The sequence below is a fragment of the Streptomyces sp. NPDC051452 genome (assembly GCF_044454765.1).
Taxonomy (GTDB): Bacteria; Actinomycetota; Actinomycetes; order Streptomycetales; family Streptomycetaceae; genus Streptomyces.
This window is the reverse complement of record NZ_JBITEB010000002.1, coordinates 427,642-449,908: the sequence shown is the minus strand read 5'-3', so window position 1 is coordinate 449,908 and position 22,267 is coordinate 427,642. Positions and strand designations below refer to the sequence as shown.

Genomic DNA, 22,267 nt, shown 5'->3' with positions numbered 1-22,267 from the left:
TCCCTCGCCCGTCCTCACATTCCGGACGACCGATCATTCGGTCGAACCGTCCGGGGTCAGTAATTCAGGCCATCCGCCGGGAGGCAAGAGGGCTGCGAGGATTTTCCGCGCCCGGAGCACCGGGCCGCATCGCCGACTAGCGTGCGGCCATGGAGACCGCAGCGCCGTACACCGTCGAGGCGAACGGCATCACCCTGGCCGTGCGCGCGTGGGGCCCGGCGGACGCGCCGCCCGTCGTCCTGTTGCACTGCCGAGGTGCCGACGGCGCGGACTGGACCCGGATCGCCGAGCGGCTCGCGGCACCCCCGCGCCCCCGGCGGGTGTACGCCCCGGACCTGCGCGGCCACGGCCGCAGCGCGTGGCCCGGCGACTACACGGCCGAGACGATGAGCGACGACGTCCACGCCCTCATGGCCGCCCTCGGGATCGACGGCGCCGACGTCGTCGGACACTCGCTGGGCGGTCTCGTCGCCTACCTCCTCGCCCAGCGGCACCCCGGTGTCGTACGGCGTCTGGTCCTGGAGGACGTCTGCGCGCCGGTGCCGCTCGATCCGCCCCGGCCGCCCGCCGAGCGGCCCGAAGACGAGCTGCCGTTCGACTGGGAGATGGTGCGGACCGCGGACGAGCAGCGCAACGCGCCGAATCCCATGTGGTGGGACCACATGGCCCGGATCACCATGCCCACCCTGGTCATCGGGGGCGGACCCTCCAGTCCCATCCCGCAGCGGCAGGTCGCACAGCTGGCGGAGCTGATCCCGAACGCCCGACTGGTGACCGTCGACGCCGGGCACCTGGTGCACGAGGTCCGGCCGGAGGAGTTCCTCTCCGCCGTCTCGGGGTTCCTCGCGGAGTGAGCGCGCGGGGGGCGTCACGGGTGGTCCGCCGCCACCGCCACCTCGCGTGCCCACCGGTAGTCGGCCTTGCCGCTGGGGGAACGCTGGACGGTGTCCGTGACGACCAGCTGGCGGGGCACCTTGTAGCCGGCGAGCCGGGTGCGGCAGTGGGCCTGGATGTCGGCCAGCGACGGGCGCGGCGCCCCCCGCCGCAGCTGCACCACCGCCGCCACATGATGGCCCCAGGTGGCATCCGGCACGCCCGCGACCAGGGCGTCGTACACATCCGGATGCGCCTTGAGCGCCTGCTCGACCTCCTCCGGGTAGACCTTCTCGCCCCCGGTGTTGATGCACTGGGAACCCCGGCCGAGGACGGTGACCACACCCTCCTCGTCGACCGTCGCCATGTCGCCCAGCAGCACCCAGCGCCGCCCGTCCTTCTCGAAGAACGTCTCGGCCGACTTCCCCGGATCGTTGTAGTAGCCGAGCGGGACATGGCCGCACTGGGCCACCCGGCCGGTCTCGCCGGCGGACACCGGCTGGTGTGTGACCGGATCCACCACCCTGGTACGGGAGTTGACCCGCAGGCGAAATCCCCGCTCGGGTCCGGAGTCGTCCGTGGCCGTCCCGTTGAAACCGGATTCGGAGGAACCGTAGTTGTTCAGCAGCATGGCGCCCGGGACCAGCTCGGCGAACTGTCTGCGTACCGTCTCCGACATGATCGCGCCGGACGAGGAGACGCTGAACAGGGACGAGCAGTCCGTGCCCTTCATCGGTCCGGCGAGCGCGTCGATCAGCGGCCGAAGCATCGCGTCACCCACCAGCGACATGCTGGTGACCTTCTCCCGCTCGATGGTCCGCAGCACCTCCTCCGGCACGAACTTACGGTGGACGACCACGCGTTGGCCGAAGTTGAAGCCGATGAACGCGGTCAGCGTCGAGGTGCCGTGCATCAGCGGGGGAGTGGGGAAGAACGTGATCCCCGAGCCGCTCGCGGCCACCCGGTCGGCCAGCTCCCGCGGCGTGCGCACCGGCTCCCCGGTCGGCGCCCCGCCCCCCAGCCCCGCGAAGAACAGGTCCTCCTGACGCCACATCACCCCCTTGGGCATCCCCGTCGTGCCACCGGTGTAGACGATGAACTGATCGTCTCCCGACCGGGCGGGAAAACCCCGCTCCGGCGACCCGGCGGCCTCCGCCTCGGCGAACGGCACCGCCCCCGGCACCCCCGGGCCCGACGCCGGCCCCGCCCCCACCCGCAGCAGATGCCGGAGCCCCGGCACCCGCGGCAGCGCCCCCGCCACCCGGTCCTCGAACTCGGCGTCGAACACCAGCGCCGCGAGATCGGCGTCCCGGTAGAGGTACACCAACTCCTCTTCCACGTAGCGGTAGTTCACATTGACCGGAACGACCCTGGCCTTCAGGCAGCCCAGCACCGTCTGCAGGTACTCGACCCCGTTGTACAGGTGCAGTCCGAGGTGCTCGCCGGGCCGTACGCCACTGTCGAGCAGGTGGTGTGCGACGCGGTTGGCGGCCGCGTCCAGCTCGGCGTAGGTCAGCCGGCGCTCCGCGCCCGTGCCGGGGTGGTCGACGTACACGAGCGCCTCGCGGTCCGCGACCACGTCGACGACCGACTCGAACAGATCGGCGAGGTTGTACTCCACCGCTCCCCCTGACCCCGGCGCTCCGGCACTCCCGGCGCCCCGGACGAAGAAAGGCTGAAGAAGAGAAGAAAAGCTGAAGAAGACCGGGAAAGGACACAGCCCGAAGGAGGAAGCATCCGACGGTTCGCGGTCATCAGAGCAAAGCGGGCCGCAACTTGGAAGAGCCCGCGCAGAAAAACTGACTGACTATCAGAAAACCCTTGAAGTGCCCCCTTCCCTCCTGCAACCTGTTCTCGTTCTCACCGAGGGGAGATGGCCCATGGCCGGGACGGAACACCTCACCGTGCGGCGCGAGGACGCCACACTGGTGCTCACGCTCGACAGACCCGACGCCAGGAACGCACTCTCGCTCCCGATGCTCGTCGGCCTGTACGACGGCTGGATCCAGGCCGACGAGGACGACACCATCCGATCGGTCGTGCTCACCGGGGCCGGCGGCGCGTTCTGCGCCGGCATGGACCTCAAGGCACTGGCCGGCGACGGCATGCGGGGCGAGCACTACCGCGACCGGCTCAAGGCCGACCCCGACCTGCACTGGAAGGCGATGCTGCGCCATCACCGCCCGCGCAAACCGGTGATCGCGGCCGTCGAAGGGCCCTGCGTCGCCGGCGGCACCGAGATCCTCCAGGGCACCGACATCCGCGTCGCCGGCGAGTCCGCGACCTTCGGCCTGTTCGAGGTCCGGCGCGGACTCTTCCCGATCGGCGGCTCCACCGTCCGGCTGCCACGCCAGATCCCACGCACCCACGCCCTGGAGATGCTGCTGACCGGACGGCCCTACAACGCCCGCGAGGCCGCCGGCATCGGTCTGATCGGCCATGTCGTGCCCGACGGCACCGCGCTCGCCAAGGCACTGGAGATCGCCGGACGGATCAACGCCTGCGGACCGCTGGCCGTCGAGGCCGTCAAGGCCAGCGTGTACGAGAGCGCCGAGATGACGGAGACCGACGGACTCGCCGCCGAACTGACCCGCGGATGGCCGATCTTCGACACCGCCGACGCCAAGGAGGGAGCCCGCGCCTTCGCGGAGAAACGGCCCCCCGTCTACAAGCGCGCCTGACCCGAGGAGCCCGCCATGCCCGAAGTCCTCAAAGCCCCACTCGTCGTCGAGTTCCCCTTCACCCGCTCCCTCGGACCCGTCCAGAGCGCCTTCCTCACCGGCCTGCGCGAACGCGTCCTCCTCGGCGTGAGGACCACCGACGGCCGCACCCTCGTCCCGCCCGTCGAGTACGACCCCGTCACCGCCGACGAACTCCGCGACCTGGTCGAGGTCGCCCCCACCGGCACCGTCACCACCTGGGCCTGGAACCACGAGCCCCGCCGCGGCCAGCCGCTCGCCACCCCCTTCGCCTGGGTCCTGGTCCGGCTCGACGGCGCCGACACCGCGCTGCTGCACGCCCTCGACGCCCCGGGCCCCGACACCGTGCGCTCCGGCATGCGGGTGCGCGTCCGCTGGGCCGAGAACCGCACCGGCGCCATCACCGACATCGCCTGCTTCGAGCCGTACGACGGCGACCCCGCACCCCCGGCAGGCCACACCGGCGAGTTCGAGGATCCGATCACCGGCATCGTCGCCCCCGCCCGTCTCGACTACACCTACTCGCCCGGCCGCGCCCAGTCCGCCTACATCGAGGCGCTCGCCGAACGGCGCATCGTCGGCGAACGCTGCCCCTCCTGCCGCAAGGTGTACGTCCCGCCGAGAGGCGCCTGCCCCACATGTGGCCTCGCCACATACGAACAGGTCGAAGTGGGTCCCCGGGGCACGGTCACCACCTACTGCATCGTCAACATCAAGGCCAGGAACCTGGACATCGAGGTGCCGTACGTCTACGCGCACATCGCCCTGGATGGCGCCGACCTCGCCCTGCACGCCCGGATCGGCGGCATCCCCTACGACCGGGTCCGCATGGGCCTGCGCGTGGAACCGGTCTGGACCGAAGGCGCCCGCCACCCCGACCACTACCGGCCCACCGGCGAACCCGACGCGGACTACGACACCTACAAGGAGCTGCTGTGACCAGCGAAGGAGCCCCCGCCGTCCGGGACGTGGCCGTCGTCGCCTTCGCCCAGAGCGACCACCGGCGCTCCACCGAGGAGTCCTCCGAAGTCGAGATGCTCATGCCGGTCCTGCACGAGGTCCTCGCCCGGACCGGCCTGAAGACCGCGGACATCGGCTTCACCTGCTCCGGCTCCAGCGACTACCTGGCCGGCCGCGCCTTCTCCTTCACCCTCGCCCTCGACGGCGTCGGCGCCTGGCCGCCCATCTCCGAGTCGCACGTCGAGATGGACGGCGCCTGGGCGCTGTACGAGGCCTGGGTCAAGCTCCTGACCGGCGACGCCGACACCGCGCTCGTCTACTCCTACGGAAAGTGCTCACCCGGCTCGGTGCGGGACGTACTGACCCGCCAGCTCGACCCGTACTACGTGGCCCCCCTGTGGCCCGACGCCGTCGCCCTCGCCGCACTCCAGGCACAGGCCCTCATCGACGCGGGCGACACCGACGAGGAGGCGCTCGCCGCCGTCGCCGCGCGCAGCCGGGCCGACGCGCGAGCCAACCCCCACGCCCAGCTCGGGGGCAGTGTCCCGCACGGCGATCAGGTGGTCGGTCCGCTGCGCACCGGCGACTGCCCGCCCATCGGCGACGGGGCCGCCGCGGTCGTCCTCGCGGCGGGGGAGCGGGCCCGGGAACTGTGCGAGCGGCCAGCCTGGATCCGGGGCATCGACCACCGCGTCGAGGCCCACGGACTCGGCGTGCGCGACCTCACCGACTCGCCCTCCGCCCGGCTGGCCGCGCAGAAGGCCGGAGCCTTCGAACGCCCCGTGGACACCGCCGAGTTGCACGCCCCCTTCACCGCGCAGGAGGTCGTGCTGCGCAAGGCGCTCCGGCTCGGCGACGACGTCCGCGTCAACCCCTCCGGGGGCGCCCTCGCCGCCAACCCGGTCATGGCCGCCGGGCTGATCCGTGTCGGCGAGGCCGCCGCCCGCATCCACCGCGGCGCGTCGGACCGCGCCCTCGCCCACGCCACCTCGGGACCCTGCCTGCAGCAGAACCTGGTCGCCGTACTCGAAGGGGATCCACGATGAGCAAGGAGCCCGTGGCCGTCGTAGGGATCGGCCAGACCAAACACGTGGCCGCACGCCGGGACGTGTCGATCGCCGGACTCGTCCGCGAGGCCGCCCGGCGTGCCCTGCGGGACGCCGAGCTGACCTGGGCGGACATCGAGGCCGTGGTCATCGGCAAGGCGCCCGACTTCTTCGAGGGCGTCATGATGCCCGAGCTGTACCTCGCCGACGCCCTCGGCGCCGTCGGCAAACCCATGCTCCGGGTGCACACCGCCGGCTCCGTCGGCGGGTCCACCGCGCTCGTCGCCGCCAACCTGATCGCGGCCCGCGTCCACGGCACGGTCCTCACCCTCGCCTTCGAAAAACAGTCCGAGTCCAACGCCATGTGGGGGCTCTCCCTGCCGATCCCCTTCCAGCAGCCGCTGCTCGCCGGGGCCGGCGGCTTCTTCGCCCCACACGTACGCGCCTACATGCGGCGCAGCGGCGCCCCCGACACCGTCGGCTCCCTGGTCGCCTATAAGGACCGGCGCAACGCCCTGAAGAACCCCTACGCCCACCTGCACGAACACGACATCACCCTGGAGGGGGTCCAGGCCTCGCCGATGTTGTGGGACCCCATCCGCTACTCCGAGACCTGCCCGTCCTCCGACGGCGCCTGCGCCATGGTCCTCACCGACCGAGCCGGAGCCGCCCGCGCGCCACGGCCGGCCGCCTGGCTGCTCGGAGGCGCCATGCGCAGCGAGCCGACCCTCTTCGCGGGCAAGGACTTCGTCTCCCCGCAGGCCGGAAAGGACTGCGCCGCCGACGTCTACCGGCAGGCCGGCATCGCCGACCCGCGCCGGGAGATCGACGCCGTCGAGATGTACGTGCCGTTCTCCTGGTACGAGCCCATGTGGCTGGAGAACCTGGGCTTCGCCGCGGAGGGCGAGGGCTGGAAGCTCACCGAGTCCGGGGTGACCGAACTCGACGGGGACCTGCCCGTCAACATGTCGGGCGGGGTGCTGTCCACCAACCCCATCGGCGCCTCCGGCATGATCCGCTTCGCCGAGGCGGCCCTCCAGGTACGCGGACAGGCCGGCGAACACCAGGTGGACGGCGCCCGCCGGGTACTCGGACACGCCTACGGCGGCGGCTCGCAGTTCTTCTCCATGTGGCTCGTGGGGTCGGAGCCACCCGATGCCTGACACGCGCCCCTCAGGGCATGGCGGAGGGCCTTCCCTCCGGATCAGGCCGGCCCGAGCCAGGGGCGCCGCACGGTCTGTCCCGGCAAGATCCGAAAGGAAGGCCCCGGAGTCCCCGAAGCTCCCCCTCGCGTGGCCTGTCCGCCGCCGGGGCCGGTCGCTAGGCTGGCCGCGGACGACGAACCGGGAGGAGCACGGACGTGGCCGAGAGCACCATCCAGCAGCACCCGCTCGCGGGCTGGGACAAGCCGGAACTGGATCTCAGCGGGGCCGAGTGGCAGTCCAGCAGCCGAGGGAAGGGCGATGTCCAGATCGCCTTTGTCGAGGGCTTCATCGCGATGCGCAACAGCGGCCGGCCGGAGAGTCCTTCCCTGATCTTCACTCCCGCGGAATGGGGCGCCTTCGTCTCGGGAGCACGGGAAGGCGAGTTCGACCTGACCTGACCTGACCTCCGCCGTCGCCGGTGCCCGCCGCCGAACCGGGGGTGTTCCGGCCGGTTTCGCGGACACGCGATCAGCAGCGCCCCGCCGGGGGCCGGCCTGAGCCAGGCTGGCCCCGGCAAGGGGAAGGTCGTGTTCCGGAGGTGAGGAAGCATGAGCGCTGCGCCGGTCATCGCCGCGGTCGACGGTTCCGAGGACAGCATCCGGGCCCTGGAGTGGGCCCTGGCCGACGCCCACCGCCGCGCGGCACCACTGCGGGTGGTGCACGTACGGCAGTACGCTGCCTGGGGCCAGGCCGACGTACTGATCGCCGGACCGCCCGAAGCGGAGGGTGACCCGGTCCTCGACGAGGTGCGCACCCGCCTCGCGGGCCGCGCCGGGGAACCGGGCCTCGAGTACGTCGCCCTGGAGGGCGTACCGGGCGCCGTCCTGCCCGAACTGGGCGCGGACGCCCAGCTGTTGGTCCTCGGCTCCCGGGGCCGCGGCGGTTTCGCCAGCCTTCTGCTGGGCTCCAACGGCCTCGCGGTCGCCCGGGACGCCGCCTGCCCGGTGGTCGTCGTACCCCCGCCCGGGCGCGAGGTGCACGGGGACGGACCCGCCGAGCCGGGGCCCCGGGTGGTCGTCGGCCTCCACGTCGACAGCCCCGACGAGAACCTCCTCGCCTTCGCCTTCGACGAGGCCGCCCTGCGCGACGCCCGGGTCCAGGTGATCGCCGCCTACCCCTGGCCCGTGCAGACCTGGTCCGCCCCCGGCCAGCTGGTGCCGCCCCCGATCGACCAGGACGCCGTCGAGCACGAGACCCGGGTCCTCGCCGAGGGGTTCCTCGCCCCCCACCGCAAGCGGCACCCGGAGGTCCGCGCCGACGCCGAGGCGCTGCCCGGTGACGCGGCCGGCCATCTCGTCGCCGCGTCCCGGGACGCCGAACTGGTCGTCGTGGGACGGCACCGGCGGCGGCTGCTCGCGCCGGCCCGGATGATGGGCTCGGTCACCCAGGCCGTACTCCTGCACGCGGCGAGCCCGGTCGCGGTGGTCCCACCGGTCCCGCCGGAGGACTGACGCGCCCGCCCCCATGAGTCTTTCCAGGCACCGCTCGAACGGGCCGGGACACGTGCGCCCCTCGCGAGGCGGCCGGGCCGCGGACGACCCGGCCGGCGGTACGCGCGTCCGGCGTTGCGCCACCCGGCGCCCACAGGTCACCCACCGGGGCCCGGACACGTACCATGGCCGCATGTCGTTCCTCCGCCGCCGCAGCGCCACTCCCGCCGGACCCGAATTCGACGTGCTGGCCATGGACCCGGGCGACTGGCCGGGCAATCTCGGCGCGGGCCTGCTGCCCGCTCCCGACGGCACCTGCCAGGGTGTCTTCCTGCGCTACGACCTCTTCGGCGGCCGCGGTCCCGCGATGATCATCGGCAATCTGCCGCAGGGCTCCCCGGCCCGCGACGTCGCCGAGGGAGAGGTCCCCTTCGAGGTCGGCCAGCTGCTGCTGGCGCTGGAGAACGACGAGGAGGTCACCGTCGTCGAGACCGAGGACACGCCGGTCCTCCAGGGCGACAACCTCCTCATCGTGCGGCGCCTGAAGCTCTCCGAGAGCCGGATCTCCTGCGTGCAGTTCGACCGCAGTGACGGCGTCCTGGTGACCATCGCCGCCTGGGACCGCCCCATCACCGACGACCTGTACGCCCTGCTGAAGCCGCTCCCGGCGGAGCTTTTCCAGCAGGGCTGAGGACGCGGGGCGAGCGCGGAGGCAGCGGCGTTGCGCTAGCCGGCCGAGCCCTCCAGGCGTACGTCGGCGGCGCGCACGAACGCGACCCGGTGGCCGTACTGGATCTCGTAGTACAGGTCCTTGCCCACCACGACCCGGTGCGAGTCGGTGGTGAAGGTGACCGCGTAGTAGTACTCGCCCGGCATCTCGTCACCGACCACGTACTTCTGCCCGGCCGGGATCGTGTACGGCAGCGGCACCACCGTCTGCGCGGGGACACCCGCCGGATAGGCCTCCTTCTCCGGGTAGGCGCGGCCGTACACCGGGACACCGGCCGCGCCGTCCTTCGGAGTCACCACGAACCCCTTCGCGGGCACCGCGGACGGCTCACGGGGCGGATTCTCGAACCAGGCCTTCTGCCCCAGGTACCAGATCGCCGTCCAGTCGCCCCAGCGGTCGGCGACGGCGTACTGCTGACCGGTGGAGACCCGCGAGGACAGATCGTTCACCCCCTCGGTCGGAGCCGTGCCGAGGCCGATGTCCTTGATCAGCGGCGCGTTCACGTCGTGGTCCGAGTACAGCCGCACCTCGCTGGAACCGTGGTCCGCGCAGGGCTGGCCGGAGGTGGCGCAGCCGGTGTAGACGGGCCGGTTCGCGGCGTAGTCCGGAAGGATCGTCACCAGCGCGGCCCGCTTGCCGGCCGTGCGCTTGAAGGGGTGGCCGAGCAGCTGGAAGTAGTGCCGCCAGTCCCAGTACGGGCCGGGGTCCGTGTGCATGCCCGGGATGGTGGACGCCGTCGGTCCGGGCACGTTGTCGTGGCCGAGGATGTGCTGCCGGTCCAGGGGGATGTCGTACTTCCGGCTCAGGTACTTCACCAGTCGCGCCGAGGACCGGTACATCGCCTCGGTGTACCAGGCGTCCGGGTTCGCGAGGAAGCCCTCGTGCTCGATGCCGACGGAGCGCGCGTTGACGTCCCAGTTGCCGGCGTGCCAGGCCACGTCCTTGGCCTTGACATGCTGGGCGATCAGCCCGTCGGTGGAGCGGATCGTGTAGTTCCACGACACATAGGTGGGGTCCTGAACCAGGTTGAGCACCCCGTCCCAGGTGCCCTCCGTGTCGTGGATGACGATGTACTTGATGCGCTGGGAGGCCGGGCGGTCACCGAGGTCGTGGTTGCCGTAGTCGTCGTTCCCGAACTGGGCGTACGGCGCCGGGACGGACTCGCAGGACACCGACCTCGGGCACTCGGTGTCGTCGGTGGGCAGGGTGCGCAGGCCGGTCCGCTTCAGCTGGGCGGTGTCGGGGGCCAGCCCCGGCCGGGCGGCGAGGGCGACCAGCTGGCCGTCGTCCGTCGTGCGTTCCTCACCCGTGCGCAGGATGTCGTAGACGTCGTCGGCGTAGGCCGCCGCGGTCGCCATGTCGTCGGCACCGGAGAAGCGGGCCACCGCGCCGTACCAGTCGGCCGGGTCCGCGCTCGGCGGCTCGCCCAGCTCCTTCTGCGCGGCGGCGAGCAGGGCGGCGCCGCCGGCCACGTTCGCCGCCGGGTCGGTGCGCAGCCGCTCGGCCGGGATGCCGGTCAGCTCCGCCGCCCTCGGCAGGGTCCGCAGCCGGGCCGGGACCGCGGAGCTGGCCGGCTCCTGGACGTCGGGGTGCAGGGCGGCGCGGGCGGAGTCGCCCCGGGCGTCCTCCGTGCCCTTGGAGAGATGCTCCGTGGTGGCGAGCGCGGCGCGGGCGTCGGTGAGGTGCATCGGGCCGTAGCCGCCGGTCACACTGGGCGCTCCGCCATGCCGGTCCCAGCGGGACTGCAGATAGGAGACGGCCAGCAGGACGCTCTGCGGCACGTGGTGATCGGCCGCGGCGGTGGCGAACGCCTGCTGCAGCCTCCCGGCGGAGGACTCCTCGGAGCCGTGCGCCGGGGCCGCGCCGAGCAGCGGCAGCAGCAGGGCCGCGGAAGCGAGCGGGCCGGCGGTCCGCCGTAGATGTCTGTGACCGGGTGTGGACGTGGGGTCGGTGGCGGAACCTCGCAATGCGGCCTCCTGTGACGGGCGGGCGTGGCGGGGCGTGCGGCGCCAGGCTGGGTCAGTGGTACCGGCTCGCCGACGATCCGTCAATGATGCCTTCACCGACGGGATTTCCCACGTCACGAAGGGTTTCGGCGAGTTTCGCGGCGGCGGTGCGCGGGCCTGCGAAGCGTCACAGGCATACACCACTGACCGCGGGCGCCGCCCACCCGAAGGCCGTACCCACCAAGGCCCGCGGTGCCGGCGTGCACGAGGCCGGGCCGGGCGTACGGGACGGTGGGCGAGCCGTTCATCACGACGCCGGGCATGCGAAGGTCCGCGGTGCGCCGCCGCTCCGGGCGCACCGCGGACCTTCGTTCCCGTCGTCAGCGAGTGCCGACCGCCGCGCGGACGGCCTTGCGGGCCATCTGGCAGTCGTCGTGCAACCGCCTGAGCAGCAGCCGCTGTTCCTCGCCGGACGACGCGGCACCCGGGTGGGGCGCACCCGCCGGCACCGGGGCCGTGTCCTGCATCGAACGCTGCACGGCCGTCTCGTACGTCCGGATCTCCCGGGTGAGCAGGAGCATCAGGTTCACCAGGAACGCGTCCCGGGAGGCCGGGCCGGCCGACTGGGCGATCTGGCTGATCTGCCGCCGGGCCACCGGTGCGTCACCGAGGACCAGCCACAGCGTCGCCAGGTCGTAGCCCGGCAGATACCAGCCCGCGTGCTCCCAGTCCACCAGGACCGGACCGGTCGGTGACAGCAGGACGTTGGACAGCAGGGCGTCGCCGTGGCAGAACTGGAGCATGGCCTGCCGGCCCACCTCGTGGGCGATGCCGTGCAGCAGCTTCTGCAGGTCCCCCAGGTCCCGGTCGGTGAGCAGCCCCAGCTCGTGATACCGGGAGATCCGGGCGGCGTAGTCCAGCGGCATGTCGAAGGTGCCCGCCGGGGGGCGCCAGGCGTTCAGCCGGCAGACGGCACCGAGTGCGGCCCGGATGTCCGTGCGGGGCGGGGCCTCCAGCGGGTGACGTTGCAGCGCCGCCACCCGGCCCGGCATCCGCTCGATGACCAGGGTGCAGTTGTCCGGGTCCGCCGCGATCAGCCTCGGCACACGGACCGGTGGCCGGTGCCGGACGAACGAGCGGTATGCCGCTATTTCGTGGCGGATCCGCTCGGCCCACGCCGGTGACTGGTCCAGCAGGCACTTGGCGACGGCCGTGCTGCGCCCCGTCGTCCCGACGAGCAGGACCGACCGGCCGCTGCGCCGCAGCACCTGCACCGGAGCGAACTCCGGGCAGATCCGGTGCACCGAGGCGATCGCGGTGCGCAGCTGCGCGCCCTGGGGGCCGGACAAGTCGAGTCTCCCGCTGAGCGGTTGGGTGCCGGGTTGACCCGGCACCCGCCGGGGCCGGCCCGTGCCCAGCACGGGACCGCCCGGTCGCGCCGCCGGGTCGAGGTACGGTCCGCCAACACCCGCCGGACGGGGGCGTAGCGGCCGGGACGGGGCGGACACGGAGGACGATGCTGCGTACATGGGAGATACAGATCCCTTCGTGTGCCTGCGGTGCCTGCCTGTGCTTCTCACGCGTGACCCGGCCCGGTCGCCGGGCACACCCTGGGGAATGTGCCCGTCATATGCCGTCGAACGCCCTCGCTGGGAAGGCGGCGACCGGGTCGGGGTGGCGCTTTCCTACCTGACACCCGGCGCCCAGTGGCACACCATCTGGCGGACCCTGGCGAACCGTGGCGAATAGTCGCCCGGCAACCTCCGGCGGGCTACTGTCAACTCAGCCGAGTACCTGGGGGCTTGACGTGAGCGGACAACCCAACACCCGCCTTGCGGACCTGTTCGGCCTGGCCGGCTGGTCCAAGGGCGAACTCGCGAGGATGGTCAACAAGCAGGCGGCGGCCATGGGCCACCCCCAGCTGTCGACCGACACCTCCCGGGTGCGGCGGTGGATCGACACGGGAGAGATCCCGCGCGATCCGGTGCCGCGGGTGCTGGCGGCTCTGTTCACCGAGCGTCTCGGCCGTGTCGTGACCATGGAGGACCTTGGTCTGGTACGGCACGGGCGTGCGGGGAAACGGCAGGGCGCCGGGATCGAGGAACATCCCGACGGTGTGCCGTGGGCGCCCGAGCGGACCGCCGCGGTCCTCACCGAATTCACGGGAATGGACCTCATGCTCAACCGACGCGGCTTGGTGGGCGCGGGTGCCGCGCTCGCCGCGGGATCCACACTCAGCAGCGCCATGTACGACTGGCTGCACACCGACCCGGCCCTCAAGGCCGACGCCCCTGTCCTCGACGACCCTCTGCACGCCGACCCCGCCGGGTTCGACCGGTACGAGGCCGCCCCCATCGGATCGCAGGAGATCGAGGAGCTGGAGCGCTCGGTCGAGGTGTTCCGCGCCTGGGACGCCGCCCGCGGTGGCGGGCTGCAACGCAAGGCGGTGGTGGGCCAGCTGAACGAGGTGGGCGGCATGCTCGCCTACCACCATCCACCCCACCTCCAGCGGCGCCTGTGGGGCGTCGCCGCCAACCTCGCCGTCCTCGCGGGCTGGATGTCGCACGACGTCGGCCTGGAGCCCACGGCACAGAAGTACTTCGTCATCGCCGCACACGCGGCCCGCGAGGGCGGGGACCGGCCCCGCGCCGGCGAGGCACTGTCCCGGGCGGCCCGGCAGATGGTGCACCTCGGCCGGCCGGACGACGCGCTGGAGCTGATGAATCTCGCCCAGTCCGGCGCCGGCGACCGCCTCCAGCCGCGTACCAAGGCGATGTTCCACACCATCGAGGCCTGGGCGCAGGCGGCGATGGGCAAGGGCCAGGCGATGCGGCGCACGCTCGGCCGGGCGGAGGACCTCTTCGTCTCCGACCGGCAGGACGTGGAGCCGCCGGACTGGATGCAGACCTTCAAGGACGAGGATCTGTACGGCATGCAGGCCCTGGCCTACCGCACCCTGGCCGAGTTCGACCCGAGCGCGGCCACGCACGCCCAGTACTACGCGGAGAAGGCCCTCGCCCTGCGCGTGGACGGGCGTGAGCGGTCGAAGATCTTCGACCATCTGTCCATGGCGTCGGCCTGCTTCATCGCGGACGACCCCGAACAGGCCGACCGCTACGCCCGACTGGCCCTGATGTCGATGGGGTCGAACTCCTCGCGGCGCACCTGGGACCGGCTGCGCCAGATGTACCGGCTCACCGCGGAGTACTCCGGATACCCGGGGATCCACCAACTGCGGGAGGAGATCAGGCTCGCCCTGCCCAAGCCGAGAGCCAAGGGAGCAGGCAGCGCACAGGCATAGGGAGCCTGTGCGCCGGTGGATGCCGGTGAGACCGGTCGAGGGTCAGCTCACGAGGTGACCTCGGCGACGAGCACGCACGCGTCGTTCGCGCGCCCGGAGCCACCGAACGCCTCGACGATCATGCGCACGCAGTCCTGCGCGCTGCGCGCCGCGCCGAGACGCGGGGCGAGGTCGAGCAGCGGGTCCCCGCCCCCGGGGCCACCGTGTCCCGGGGCCAGTCCGTCGGTGTGCAGCAGGAGGAGGTCGCCCGGCCGCAGGGTCACCTCGGCCTGCCCGTAGACGGCGCCCGGGGTGGCGCCGAGCAGGACACCGTCCGGCGTGTCCAGCCTGCGCCCCGCCCCGTCGCGGTACAGCACCGGGGCGGGGTGCCCGGCCCGCGCCCAGACCAGGGTGCGGCTGCCGGGCCGGTAGCGGCAGCAGACGGCGCTGCCCAGGGCGGGTTGTACGGCGGTGTCCAGTAACCGGTTGAGCAGGGTGAGCAAGGGGCCGGGCGCCGTGCCGGCCATGGCCATGCCGCGTACGGCGCCCAGCAGCATCGCCATGCCCGAGGCGACGGCCACTCCGTGTCCGGTGAGGTCACCGACGCTCAGCAGGGTCTGGCCGTCGCCGAGTTCGAGCGCGTCGTACCAGTCTCCGCCGATGGCGCCGCTCGGTGCCGTCGACAGTCGGTGGGCGGCGAGTTCGAGGGCCGGTGGTGCCTCGTGCGGGAGTCGCGGGGAGCCGCGCCACGGCGGCACCACGGCCTCCTGCAGCTCGGCCGCGATCCGGTGCTCGGTCTGCTCCCGGCGGCGGTGGCGGTGCAGCGAGTCACGGGTCTCGCGCACCGCGAGCTGGCTGCGGCGCAGTTCGCTGACGTCCCGCAGCACGGCCCACATCGAGGCGGTGCCGCCGTCGGCGCCGAGCACCGGCTCGCCCATCATGTGGACGGTCCGCAAGTCGCCGTCGGGCCGCACGATGCGGAACTCCCCGTCGATCGGCCTGCCGTCGATCAGACAGTCCGTCACCATCGCCGTTAGCCGCGGCCGGTCCTCCTCCAGGACGAGGGAGGGGAGTTCGTCCAGGGTGAGGGCGGGTCCGGCCGGGTCGCGTCCGAGGATCTGGTACAGCTCGCCGGACCAGGTGGCCTCGTCCGTCAGCATGTTCCACTCCGCGCTGCCCACGCGGGTGAGCAACGATCCGCGCGGGGTCCCGGGCGGCGCCGGCCGGACGGCCGCTGTCGCGGCCGGCACCGGCGCAGTGGGCTGCGGCCCGTCCCGCAGCTGGGCCAAGTGGGCGTCCAGGTCGTCCAGTTGATGCAGGGCGAGGTCGTACAGGGCGCGCTGCCAGCGCTCCTCCGGGTCCGCCGCGTCGCTCCGGGTGTCCCGTCGTACGGCGTCCACGTCGCCCTTGAGCCGCCGCGCCTGCGTTATCAACGTCTCGACCGAGTCGCGCCCGGGCGGCTGGGCGGCTGAGCGGTCCGCGGAGACTGGGGACGGCATGCGCACTCCGAAGGGGGGACGGTATGGCCAGAGGGGGCGGGGGACCGCTACGACTGTGGCACAGCCCGCGACGCCCCGTAAGGGATTCGGCAACACACGATACGGTGGTGCTTCCGGCATATGCCAGAGTCTTCCCGGAGTGTCCCCGGGGGTACATGCGGCCTACTGCGCGGCGCGGTCAAGTCGTAGAGGCTCTACGGGAGTTGTCGCATAGCGGCGGCCTACTCGGCGCAGTCGCCCGGGTGTTCGAGGGTCAGGTGTTCCAAGCCGCGCTCGACCGGCGTGTATTCATCGAATTCTGACCGGATCTGGCGCCATGCGGAGGGCCTCCGCGCACTCCATAAAGGCATGGACGTCTGCATCGAACAGCCCACCCATGCCCGGCTCATCACCGCCGAGGACCGGGAGATCCCGGTGTCGGCGACCCTGAGATACACGCCGGACGATCCGCTCGCCGTCTTCGTGGACTTCCCCGCCGAGGCGTCGCTGGCCGGCGAGGAGGTCACCTGGACCTTCGCGCGCTCCCTGCTCGACCAGGGGCTGCGGGCCCCGGCCGGCCACGGCGACGTGCAGATATGGCCGTACGGCCGCACCCGGACGGTGCTGGAGTTCCACTCGCCCTACGGTCTGGCCCTGCTGCAGTTCCAGGCCTCCGCGCTGCGCCGCTTCCTCCTGCGCACCTACGAGGCGGTGTCGGCCGGGCAGGAGGACATGGCGGCGGTGGTGGAGCGGGGGCTGGGTGCCCTGTTCGACGGGGTGTGAGCCACGACCCGCCGGGCGGGGACGCCCCCTGGGCCGGGGCCCGTCGCACCAGCGGTGGACCGCGCCCCGGCTAGGGCCGGGTGGGACGCGGGGCGAGGTCGACCGCGACCCGGCGGCCTGTCTCCAGGGACCGGACCCCCGCCTCGGCGACGGCGGACGCGGCGTACCCGTCCCAGACGCCGGGGCCGGCGACGCGGCCCCGTCGGGTGGCGTCGACCCAGGCCTGCACCTGGCGGTCGTAGGCGTCGGCGAACCGCACCAGGTAGTCCTGCGCGACCTCCTGGGTGGCGCCGCCCCGGGAAGTGACCACCATGGTGTGCTCGTCGCCGATCCGGGCGCTGCCCGCCTCGCACACGGCCTCGCAGCGCACCTGGTAGCCGAAGCCGCTGTTGACGAACACCTCGACGTCGACGAGGGCGCCCCGCTCGGTCTCGAACAACAGCAACTGCGGATCGATCAGGCCCTCGGGCGCGCCGGGGGAAGAGGCGGGCCGCAGCGCGGTCACCGCCGTCACCTCCTGGGCGAGCAGCCAGCGCGCCGCGTCGATCTCGTGCGAGGCGGAGCTGTTGATCAGCATGGCGCTGGTGAACCCGGCGGGGGAGGAGACGTTGCGATGGACGCAGTGCAGCATCAGGGGCCGGCCGAGGCTCCCCCCGTCCAGCAGGGTCTTCAGCCGCCGGTACTCGGTGTCGTAGCGGCGCATGAAACCGATCTGGGCCAGCCGGCGGCCGAGCCGGGCCTCCGCCTCCGCCACGCACAGCGCGCCTGCGGAGTCCGGCACCATGGGCTTCTCGCACAGCACCGGCAGCCCGCGGGCGAAGCAGCCGAGCAGCGCCTCCTCGTGGGCGGGACCGGGCGAGGCGATCAGCACGGCGCGCACACCGGGCGCGTCGAGCGCGGCCGACGGATCGGCGTGCACGCTCACACCGGTCATGCCCGCCACCGCTTCCCTCGCCCGCTCCAGGTCCGGGTCGGCCACGGCGGCGACCCTTGCGCCGCTGACCACCTGATCGAGTCGCCGTATGTGGTCGGCACCCATGTGGCCGGCACCCAGTACCGCCACGCCCAGCAGGTCACCCATGTGTGTGCTCCCTCCCACCGACGATCACGCCGTAGCGTACGCCGACGGAAGGGCCGCCCCTGAGCGGCTCGGCGGTGGCCGCACGGGGGTGTCAGTACCGCAGCACGCCCGCGATGCCCTGCGCGTCCTCCAGGGTGCCGTCGGGAACGAACCGCACGTCGGCGCCGGTCTCCAGGCACTGTTCGACGAGTTCGTCCACGATGTCGTCGCGGGCGTCCGGGTCGCCGGGCTCGGCCGGCATCAGATGGACGCCGAGGTCGCGGACGGTCGCGCGGTAGTTCTCCTCCACCGCCAGCAACCGGACCCGGCCCTCACGGGCGGTCTGCCACAGCTCGTCCAGCCCGGCCGCGAAGGCGCGGTGGCCGCGGGCGGAGGTGAGTTCGCGGACCACGGACGTGGTGCCCTTGGCCGTCTCCGCCTCCAGGACCGGCACGATGGCCTGCCGCACGACCTCGGGAGCGGCGTGCGCGAGGCCGCCCTTGCGCACCTGCACGGCGGTCCGGGCCACACCGCCGACCTCCTCCAGCAGGGCGAGCGCCTCCTGGTCCCCGGTGACGTACACCGGACGGGGCTCCTCGCGCAGGACCGCGGCCATCGCGGTGTCCGCCTCCCGCAGGAACCGCCGGGTGCCCTCGTCGCTGAACGTGCTCGGCACCTCGCCGACCCGCATCTGCCGTTCGGCGTCGAAGTTCTTCCTGTCGTGGAACAGCGGGAAGCCCCCGGCGTGGTCTTCGACGACCCGGTCCGGACCGCCGCTCCACAGCGTCGCGCGGTCGGCCGAGACCGACAGCACCCAGAAGGGCCGCTCGGCGGCCTGCGCCGCGACCAGGTTGCGGGTGAGGAAGGTGTCCGAGAGCACGACCCGCTCCGGCACCCTGCGCCCCAGCGACCAGACCTGGTGCTCGCCCGGGGCGGCGAAGATCACCAGGCCGTCCTCGGAGTGCGTCAGGTCCACCTCCGCCACCGCGAGGTCCAGTTGCGCCACGACCTCGGCGCGCCGGTCACGGGTGACGGCCGGATCGGACTCCAGGCGTTTGCGGGCCTCGGCCACGACGTTGCGCAGCCGGACCGGATCCTGGCCGTTCTCGGGTCCCCGGCGGTGCGTCGGCGTCAGCACGGACACCGCCGGATAGGGGCGCGGGCGCCGCAGTTCGGCGAGGGTGGCGGGACTCAGTGCGTGCTCCATGACAGAACGATAGGGCGAATCCGGCATTACGGCATTCGGGGTAAACCGGGCCGGAGCGAGGACGCGTCCGGGGGCCGGTGCCCGGTGACGCGGTGCCGCCGCGCCGGATACCGTACCGGTCAGTAACCGGACGGTACCGTGCCCCAGGAGGCCCCCATGCCGCAGCTCGAAGTCGCCGGAGCGGCCCTGACGTACGACGACGAGGGGCCTCGCGACGGGGCGCGGACGCCGTTGGTGTTCGTGCACGGCTGGACGGCCGACCGGCACCGCTGGGACCACCAGCTGACGCACTTCCGCGACGGACGGCGGGTGATCCGCCTCGACCTGCGCGGCCACGGGGAGAGCACCGGCGCCGGGGTCCCCACGATCGCCGCGCTCGCCGAGGACGTCCTCGCGCTGCTGGACCACCTCGAAGTCGAGCGGTTCGTGCTGATCGGCCACTCGATGGGCGGGATGATCGCGCAGACCATCGCCCTCACGCACCCCGCCCGGGTCGAACGCATGGTGCTGGTCAACTCCATCGGGCGGATGACGTACAGCCGCGGCCGGGGCCTGCTGATGGCGGCCTCCACGCTGGTGCCCTTCAAGCTGTTCGTCGCCGCCAACATCCGGCGGGCCTTCGCGCCCGGATATCCGCGGGAGGAGGTCCGGGCGCGCATCCGCGCCTCGGCGGGCACCCCGCGCGAGGTCGTCATGACGCTGTACGGCGCGATGCGCGCCTTCGACCTCCTCGACCGGGCCGGTGAGATCGGCACGCCCACCCTGATGGTGCACGGCTACCACGACGTCCAGCTGCCGGTGCGGCAGATGCTCCGGCTGGCCAAGGCCTACCCGGACGCGGTCGTGCGCGTTCTGGACGCGGGTCACGAGCTGCCCGTGGAGAAGCCGGCCGAGCTGACCACCGTGCTGGACCGGTTCCTGGCCGGGACGCCCTGACCGGGCGGTTGGGGAAGTTTTTACCGCTGGCCGGTTCCCGACCCCACAGGCCAGGCGGCACGGGCCTCACCGGATCTCGCGCGGGCAAAACCCGGCCGAATCCATGGGGGCGCGGGTGCCGCGGGTGTTACGGCCGCGTTGACCGCGGCCCCCTACAGGCGGAGGCTCGTCATATAGGTGCTCGATACAACTGGTTTGCCCTCGGGGCCTCCCCTCCGGCGAAAGCGCAGGTGGGTGCGGGGCCGTCGGCGAGCCGGAGGCAGGAGGTAGCGCATGTGCGGCATCACCGGATGGGTCTCCTTCGACCGTGACCTGACCACCGAGGCCACCACATTGCATGCGATGACCGAGACGATGGCCTGCCGCGGCCCGGACGACCGCGGCAGCTGGACCGAGGGGCCCGCCGCCCTCGGACACCGCCGGCTCGCCATCATCGACCTCCCCGGCGGACGCCAGCCGATGTCCCTCGCCACCCCCGAGGGAAACGTCGCCCTGGTCTACTCCGGGGAGGCGTACAACTTCACCGAACTGCGCCGGGAACTCGCGGACCGCGGCCACCGGTTCACCACCGACTCCGACACCGAGGTCGTCCTGCACGGCTACCTCGAATGGGGCGACGCGGTCGCCGAACGCCTCAACGGCATGTACGCGTTCGCCGTGTGGGACGGCCGTCACGGCAAGCTCGTGATGATACGGGACCGCATGGGCATCAAGCCGTTCTACTACTACCCGACCCCCGACGGCGTCCTGTTCGGCTCCGAGCCCAAGGCGATCCTGGCCAACCCGCTGGCGCGCCCCCGCGTCGCGCTGGACGGTCTGCGCGAGCTGTTCGTCATGGTCAAGACCCCCGGGCACGCGATCTGGGACGGTATGCGCGAGGTCGAGCCCGGCACGGTGGTCACGGTCGACCGCTCCGGCCTCTCCACCCGCGTCTACTGGCGTCTGGAGACCCGCCCGCACACCGACGACCGCGACACCACCATCGCCACCGTGCGCTCGCTCCTCGACGACATCGTGCGCCGCCAGTTGGTCGCCGACGTACCGCGCTGCACCCTGCTCTCCGGCGGCCTCGACTCCTCGGTGATGACCGCGCTGGCCGCCCGTCGGCTGGCCGAGCACGGCGAGACGGTACGCAGCTTCTCCGTCGACTTCGTCGGCCAGGCCGACAACTTCGTCGCCGACGAACTGCGTGGCACCCCCGACACCCCCTTCGTGCACGACGTGGCCCGGCTGGCGAACACCGACCACCAGGACATCGTGCTCGACGCCCAGGCCCTCGCCGACCCCGCGGTACGCGACCTGGTGATCCGCGCCCGCGACCTGCCCGCCGGCTTCGGCGACATGGACACCTCGCTCCTGCTGTTGTTCCGCGCCGTCCGCGGCAAGTCCACGGTCGCCCTGTCCGGCGAGTCGGCCGACGAGGTCTTCGGCGGCTACCTGCAGTTCTTCGACGAGGAGGCGCGCCGCGCCGACACCTTCCCCTGGCTGGTGCGCTTCGGCCGCCACTTCGGCGACGACACCGAGGTCCTGCGCACCGACCTCACCAAGGCCCTCGACCTGGAGGGGTATGTCGCCGACGGCTACCGCACCGCCGTCGCCGGCATCGACCGGCTCGCCGGCGAGAGCGACTTCGAGTACCGCATGCGCCGGATCAGCCATCTGCACCTCACCCGCTTCGTCCGCGCCCTGCTCGACCGCAAGGACCGGATGAGCATGGCCGTCGGCCTGGAGGTCCGGGTGCCGTTCTGCGACCACCGGCTGGTCGAGTACGTCTACAACGCCCCCTGGGCGCTGAAGTCCTTCGACGGACGGGAGAAGAGCCTGCTGCGGGAGGCCGCCGCCGACGTCCTGCCGCGCTCGGTGTACGACCGGGTCAAGAGCCCCTACCCGTCCACCCAGGACCCGCGCTACGGGCGCGCCCTGCAGGAGCAGGCCAAGGACCTGCTCTCGCGCCCCTCCCACCGCGTCTTCGACCTGGTCGACCGGGACCGGCTCCGGACGGCCGCCGAACGGGACGCACCGGTCGTCACCTCGGTGGCCCGACGCGGTCTGGAACGCGCCCTGGACCTCGCCCGGTGGCTGGACCTCTACACGCCGGAACTGACGCTCAGCTGAGGCCGATCCCGCGGTCCGCGGCCGCCGCCGTACGCTGCCACCACGTCGTCACCGGCTCCCACACCGGGATCTTCCTCCCGGTGCCGAGCCGGGCGGCGGTGAAGGAGCGGCCCCAGTGCGCCGCCGACGCGGCCACGGTGAGCGAGTCGGTCCGGCGGGCCTCGGGATCCGCCGGGTCGCCGATGGTCCGCACGGCCGCGTAGGCCGTGCCGCCCGCCGCGAGCCGGTAACCGCCGGTGCCGCCCGCCGGTACCGGCAGCGCGGCCCCGTCCAGATCCCCGAAGGTCACCGTCGGAACCCGGTCGACCAGGCAGACGCGGACGCCGCGGTTGGTGACGCTCATCCGCACCACGGTCGGGTGGGCGGGCACCGCCCCGGCCCGGACGGTCAGCACCCGCTCCGCACAGCGCGCGGGCCCGGCAAGGCCCGCCGCGGCCTGGCTCTCCGGCGCGGCCAGCAGCAGCGCCACGGCGGCGGCCGAGGCGGCGGGTACGACGGCGGTACGGATACGCATATCGA

At 72.6% G+C, this 22,267-nt stretch carries 19 protein-coding genes; 12 read left to right on the top strand and 7 right to left on the bottom strand.

The genetic code is table 11. The annotated features are described in order from the left end of the window. Positions 1-149: 149 nt before the first annotated feature. Positions 150-854, top strand: a complete 705-nt coding sequence (locus ACIBA9_RS07260; protein ID WP_399360475.1) for an alpha/beta fold hydrolase — start codon at positions 150-152, stop codon at positions 852-854. A 14-nt stretch (positions 855-868) separates the two neighbouring features. Here ACIBA9_RS07260 and ACIBA9_RS07255 read toward each other — a convergent pair whose 3' ends face one another. Continuing rightward, positions 869-2,494, bottom strand: a complete 1,626-nt coding sequence (locus ACIBA9_RS07255) for an acyl-CoA synthetase (RefSeq protein WP_399360473.1) — start codon at positions 2,492-2,494, stop codon at positions 869-871. 259 nt (positions 2,495-2,753) lie between these two features. Here ACIBA9_RS07255 and ACIBA9_RS07250 point away from each other — a divergent pair, with 259 nt between their 5' ends. From ACIBA9_RS07250 to ACIBA9_RS07220, 7 genes are all read left to right on the top strand, one after another. Continuing rightward, positions 2,754-3,554, top strand: coding sequence for a crotonase/enoyl-CoA hydratase family protein (locus ACIBA9_RS07250; protein ID WP_399360471.1), 801 nt, complete (start codon positions 2,754-2,756; stop codon positions 3,552-3,554). A 15-nt stretch (positions 3,555-3,569) separates the two neighbouring features. Beyond that, positions 3,570-4,511: a Zn-ribbon domain-containing OB-fold protein gene (locus tag ACIBA9_RS07245; RefSeq protein ID WP_399360470.1), complete on the top strand. Its 942-nt coding sequence runs from the start codon at positions 3,570-3,572 to the stop codon at positions 4,509-4,511. Continuing rightward, positions 4,508-5,578 (top strand): thiolase domain-containing protein, encoded by a 1,071-nt coding sequence (locus ACIBA9_RS07240; RefSeq protein WP_399360468.1) that lies wholly within the window; start codon positions 4,508-4,510, stop codon positions 5,576-5,578. Before ACIBA9_RS07245 ends, ACIBA9_RS07240 begins: the two co-directional genes overlap by 4 nt. Continuing rightward, on the top strand, positions 5,575-6,741 hold the full coding sequence (locus ACIBA9_RS07235) for a thiolase domain-containing protein (protein WP_399360466.1): 1,167 nt from the start codon (positions 5,575-5,577) through the stop codon (positions 6,739-6,741). Before ACIBA9_RS07240 ends, ACIBA9_RS07235 begins: the two co-directional genes overlap by 4 nt. A 197-nt stretch (positions 6,742-6,938) precedes the next feature. Then, a complete protein-coding gene (locus tag ACIBA9_RS07230; RefSeq protein ID WP_362159094.1) occupies positions 6,939-7,181 on the top strand; it encodes a DUF397 domain-containing protein in 243 nt (80 codons plus the stop codon). Positions 7,182-7,331: 150 nt separating this feature from the next. Next, positions 7,332-8,234: a universal stress protein gene (locus ACIBA9_RS07225; RefSeq protein WP_399360464.1), complete on the top strand. Its 903-nt coding sequence runs from the start codon at positions 7,332-7,334 to the stop codon at positions 8,232-8,234. 172 nt (positions 8,235-8,406) lie between these two features. Continuing rightward, positions 8,407-8,904, top strand: coding sequence for a hypothetical protein (locus ACIBA9_RS07220; RefSeq protein WP_362159089.1), 498 nt, complete (start codon positions 8,407-8,409; stop codon positions 8,902-8,904). Positions 8,905-8,939: 35 nt separating this feature from the next. Here ACIBA9_RS07220 and ACIBA9_RS07215 read toward each other — a convergent pair whose 3' ends face one another. Then, positions 8,940-10,910, bottom strand: coding sequence for an N-acetylmuramoyl-L-alanine amidase (locus ACIBA9_RS07215; RefSeq protein ID WP_399360462.1), 1,971 nt, complete (start codon positions 10,908-10,910; stop codon positions 8,940-8,942). 359 nt (positions 10,911-11,269) lie between these two features. Beyond that, positions 11,270-12,418: an aminoglycoside phosphotransferase family protein gene (locus ACIBA9_RS07210; RefSeq protein ID WP_399360460.1), complete on the bottom strand. Its 1,149-nt coding sequence runs from the start codon at positions 12,416-12,418 to the stop codon at positions 11,270-11,272. Between the two features lie 278 nt (positions 12,419-12,696). Here ACIBA9_RS07210 and ACIBA9_RS07205 point away from each other — a divergent pair, with 278 nt between their 5' ends. Continuing rightward, positions 12,697-14,190 (top strand): hypothetical protein, encoded by a 1,494-nt coding sequence (locus ACIBA9_RS07205; RefSeq protein ID WP_399360458.1) that lies wholly within the window; start codon positions 12,697-12,699, stop codon positions 14,188-14,190. Between the two features lie 47 nt (positions 14,191-14,237). Here the strand turns inward: ACIBA9_RS07205 and ACIBA9_RS07200 are convergent, their stop codons facing one another. Beyond that, positions 14,238-15,668, bottom strand: coding sequence for a PP2C family protein-serine/threonine phosphatase (locus ACIBA9_RS07200; protein WP_399360456.1), 1,431 nt, complete (start codon positions 15,666-15,668; stop codon positions 14,238-14,240). 348 nt (positions 15,669-16,016) lie between these two features. Between ACIBA9_RS07200 and ACIBA9_RS07195 the strand changes: the two genes are divergently transcribed. Then, positions 16,017-16,430 carry an SsgA family sporulation/cell division regulator gene (locus ACIBA9_RS07195; RefSeq protein ID WP_362159076.1) on the top strand — a complete coding sequence of 138 codons (414 nt, stop codon included), beginning with the start codon at positions 16,017-16,019 and terminating at the stop codon, positions 16,428-16,430. A 70-nt stretch (positions 16,431-16,500) separates the two neighbouring features. Here ACIBA9_RS07195 and ACIBA9_RS07190 read toward each other — a convergent pair whose 3' ends face one another. Next, on the bottom strand, positions 16,501-17,511 hold the full coding sequence (locus ACIBA9_RS07190) for a Gfo/Idh/MocA family protein (protein WP_399360453.1): 1,011 nt from the start codon (positions 17,509-17,511) through the stop codon (positions 16,501-16,503). Between the two features lie 91 nt (positions 17,512-17,602). Next, positions 17,603-18,697: a chemotaxis protein gene (locus ACIBA9_RS07185; protein ID WP_399360452.1), complete on the bottom strand. Its 1,095-nt coding sequence runs from the start codon at positions 18,695-18,697 to the stop codon at positions 17,603-17,605. A 156-nt stretch (positions 18,698-18,853) separates the two neighbouring features. On the opposite strand from ACIBA9_RS07185, the gene ACIBA9_RS07180 reads away from it, so the two are divergent. Together ACIBA9_RS07180 and asnB are read left to right on the top strand one after the other, a co-directional pair. Then, on the top strand, positions 18,854-19,633 hold the full coding sequence (locus ACIBA9_RS07180; protein ID WP_399360450.1) for an alpha/beta fold hydrolase: 780 nt from the start codon (positions 18,854-18,856) through the stop codon (positions 19,631-19,633). A 273-nt stretch (positions 19,634-19,906) separates the two neighbouring features. Next, positions 19,907-21,748 carry an asparagine synthase (glutamine-hydrolyzing) gene (gene asnB / locus ACIBA9_RS07175; RefSeq protein ID WP_399360448.1) on the top strand — a complete coding sequence of 614 codons (1,842 nt, stop codon included), beginning with the start codon at positions 19,907-19,909 and terminating at the stop codon, positions 21,746-21,748. On the opposite strand, the gene ACIBA9_RS07170 is transcribed toward asnB, so the two are convergent. Beyond that, positions 21,741-22,262, bottom strand: a complete 522-nt coding sequence (locus ACIBA9_RS07170) for a DUF4232 domain-containing protein (RefSeq protein ID WP_399360446.1) — start codon at positions 22,260-22,262, stop codon at positions 21,741-21,743. The two genes, asnB and ACIBA9_RS07170, sit on opposite strands and share 8 nt — an antisense overlap. Positions 22,263-22,267 lie beyond the last annotated feature (5 nt).